3 protein-coding genes are annotated in these 3,040 nt (G+C 45.6%); 1 reads left to right on the top strand and 2 read right to left on the bottom strand.

From position 1 onward, the window contains the following. Positions 1–597: 597 nt before the first annotated feature. Positions 598–1,956 carry a tetratricopeptide repeat protein gene (locus QZP87_RS02295; protein WP_291321304.1) on the top strand — a complete coding sequence of 453 codons (1,359 nt, stop codon included), beginning with the start codon at positions 598–600 and terminating at the stop codon, positions 1,954–1,956. A 44-nt stretch (positions 1,957–2,000) separates the two neighbouring features. Here the strand turns inward: QZP87_RS02295 and QZP87_RS02290 are convergent, their stop codons facing one another. Further along, positions 2,001–2,222 carry a hypothetical protein gene (locus QZP87_RS02290; RefSeq protein WP_291321303.1) on the bottom strand — a complete coding sequence of 74 codons (222 nt, stop codon included), beginning with the start codon at positions 2,220–2,222 and terminating at the stop codon, positions 2,001–2,003. 48 nt (positions 2,223–2,270) lie between these two features. Then, positions 2,271–2,696 carry a hypothetical protein gene (locus tag QZP87_RS02285; protein WP_291321302.1) on the bottom strand — a complete coding sequence of 142 codons (426 nt, stop codon included), beginning with the start codon at positions 2,694–2,696 and terminating at the stop codon, positions 2,271–2,273. Positions 2,697–3,040 lie beyond the last annotated feature (344 nt).

Here is a 3,040-nt window from a genome sequence, read left to right as displayed (position 1 = left end):
TACGCTCCCTTGACAGCCAGAGCATTCCCCTGGTGGCGATATTCTCCATGGACAACCCTCAAAGTCCTTTGATACTGCGGGACATGTTCACCAGGAACCAGTTGCTGCAGGCTCTGGAGCAGGAACTGCAATAACTCCGGAACTCAGATACAGTTCTTTGCAGGACTTCAGAGGCAGAAACTATAAAAACATGTATCTGATTAGCGCTTTGCATGTAGCATGGGGACTGGCTATTCCGGGACCCGTTTGTCCCAGAAAATGAGATATTTTAAGCACAAAATGTAACCATTCAGTGGGTGCCGGAAACGGCCCGGGGACAGTCCCCGCGACACCTTTTCCGCACAAATACAAAAATTGTAGACACTAAGTTTGTGAACCTGCACAGTTAGTACTTAGCGGGGACAGTCCCCAGGGCCTGGTGCCAATAGCCACCACCGAGTAACCATTCAGGGGGCGCAGGAACCGGCCCGGGGACAGTCCCCGCGACACCTGTCCTGCACAAATATAATATGACAAAGGCTAAGTTGTGTGAACCTGCACAGTTAGTACATAGCGGGGACAGTCCCCAGGCCTGGAAGGATCAAAATCGAGGTTAATGTGGCGCAAAAGCAAGCAGTCAAGAAATACAATGATATATTCAGAGATTTTATCTCTGTCAGAAAAGGATGCATATTCGCAGTCACCGATGATATCCTTTTTTATAAAACAGTGCATGCATCCTTTAAATATCTGGGATTAGACACCAGAGCCCTTATTCATAGAAAGCATATTGACAAAGTCTCCTCTGAAGCCAGGGTCCTTTTGAGCTCAGGCATTTATACCGGAATAATTTTTTTGATTGAAAACATGACTGAAGGCAGCAGCAATGTCTTCAGGTTAAGAGATTTAAAATCAAGTTTTGGAGACGAGTGCAGGTTCATTACTTTAACAGCTGAAACAAACAGGGATAACGTAGCGCAAATATACGAGATGGGTGCAGACAACGTAATCGTAAAACCTGTTTCAATCTATTCCCTTGTTCAGAAGATCAGTCTCACTTTTAAACCCATTGATGGATTATCCCAAAAGATCAACACTGCCAAATCTTTAATTTTAACCAATGAACTTGAACAGGCAGACGAGGTGGTGCAAGAAATTTTGAATCAGAAACCTGACAGCGCAGCCGGTTTTATTCTGAAGGGAGACATTGCAAAGGCCAAAGGCAATTTCGAACTGGCGGAGGACTTTTATATTAAAGCCTCCCGGGAAAGTAAGATGTACCTTAAGCCCTTAAAAAAACTGGTAACACTTTACGAAGACATGGAGGATCTCGAAAAAAAACTGGAATACCTTAAAAAACTGGATAAGATATCACCACTTAATTACGATAGAAAAATTGAGCTTGGCAGCACCTATTTACAGCTGGATGACGAGGAAAATGCGGTGCAAAGCTTCAATCAGGCTATCAGACAGGTACAGAGGCAGGCCAGGGATATTATTAGCTCCACCATGGCTAAGATAGCCCGCAGAATAAAGAATATCCGGCCGGAGCTCAGCACGAAATACCTGGAAAAAGCCATTGAATACAAAGGTCAGGATCTGAATCGTGATGATTTATGGTTATTCAATGAAATCGCAATAAACTTGAGGCAGCAGGGTAAGCTTTCCAGGGCTATAGAATTTTATCAGCAAGCCCTGAAGATAGCTCCTGGTGATGAAGGGTTGTATTACAACATTGGTCTGGCTTACGCCCAGGGAAAGCAGTACTACAATGCACTGGCAAGCTTCCAAAAAGCACTGGAACTCAATCCTGGCCTGCTTACCAGTTATGCCAGCGTGCCCTACAATATTGCCACCACGCATGCCGCTTTGAAGCAAAATGACAAGGCCGCCAGTCTCGCTGAAAAGGCCCTGTCCATAGATCCTTCGCATAAAAATGCACGCAGGCTGTTGAAAAGCCTTGCAGTATCTGTTTAGCGCTTTGCATGTGGCATGGGGACTGGCTCTCCCGGCACTTATTTTTATCTGATGTAGAAATCATTATTAAAAATAAGTGCTGGAGTGCCTGTCCCCTGCTTTCCATAAAAGCGCTGAACAGATACGCCTTGCGCCTGATTAACTGATTGCATGACTTGCACATTGTCCGCTTGCGCGTGACTGCCGGCGGCGGTGTTTAACCGGGTAACAGGTTGAGGTAAAGAAATCAGGCGGTTAAAGCTGATAATATTCCGGATATTCAGCATCCTGGATCATGTCAGGAAAACCAGGCGTTGCCAAAGATCTATTGACTGTCATGATAATATATAAAACACAATAATTACGGCAATGATAAAGTACACTATATAGGCTCCCAGGTTGGTGTCCAGGAGACTGTGCCTGATCTTTTCCAACACCCTTTCCAGGCCTGTTGTACCCGTGGCGGAAGCAGGCGCGATTTTTTCCCCTTCCCCGCTGTCGAACGTCTCACCGCAGTACCTGCATTTCCTGGCTTCCGCCCTGATTCTTTCCGCACAGTAAGGACATTTCTTCCATTTGTGCGCTGCACGGGGGATCTTGCGGACATTATCCGGATTTTCAGGAGTCAGCAAGGCCATGATAAGTCCAAAGGGCCCCAGCAGTATCCCCATACCAAACCAGCCGCATCCACTATGTCCTTTGCGCGCGGCGATTATTGCACTTATCAGCCCAACCAGCAGCCAGGTGACAAAAAAATCCATACTATTCCGCTTTAAACTTTAGGATATAAATCCTTTGAAATCATGTGCCTGTTTAGCGCTTTTAAGGAAAGCAGGGGACAGGCACTCCGGGACCCACTTGAGCATCATTTTGTGCTTAAAATATCTCATTTTCTGGGACAAGTGGGTCCCGGAAGAGCCAGTCCCCATGCCACATGTAAAGCGCTAAACAGATACGAAATCATGAAGTTTTCTCTTCAACGATTAACACTACAGCGAAACTTATAAAATTTTATGCCTGCCTCAATTGGGGACAGGCACCCCCGCACTTATTTTTATTAAAAATGATCTTGGTTTTATTGGAAAAAATAAGTGCGGGGAGAGCC

It is taken from the genome of Desulfonatronospira sp., assembly GCA_003563255.1.
GTDB lineage: Bacteria > Desulfobacterota > Desulfovibrionia > Desulfovibrionales > Desulfonatronovibrionaceae > Desulfonatronospira.
Note: the sequence above shows the minus strand (reverse complement) of the source record. Positions and strands in the feature narration are given on the sequence as shown.

Excerpts from the sequence above, each read along its gene's own strand:
- QZP87_RS02290 (WP_291321303.1), bottom strand. The coding sequence starts at position 2,222 with ATGCTGAATATCCGGAATATTATCAGCTTTAACCGCCTGATTTCTTTA.
- QZP87_RS02285 (WP_291321302.1), bottom strand. The coding sequence starts at position 2,696 with ATGGATTTTTTTGTCACCTGGCTGCTGGTTGGGCTGATAAGTGCAATA.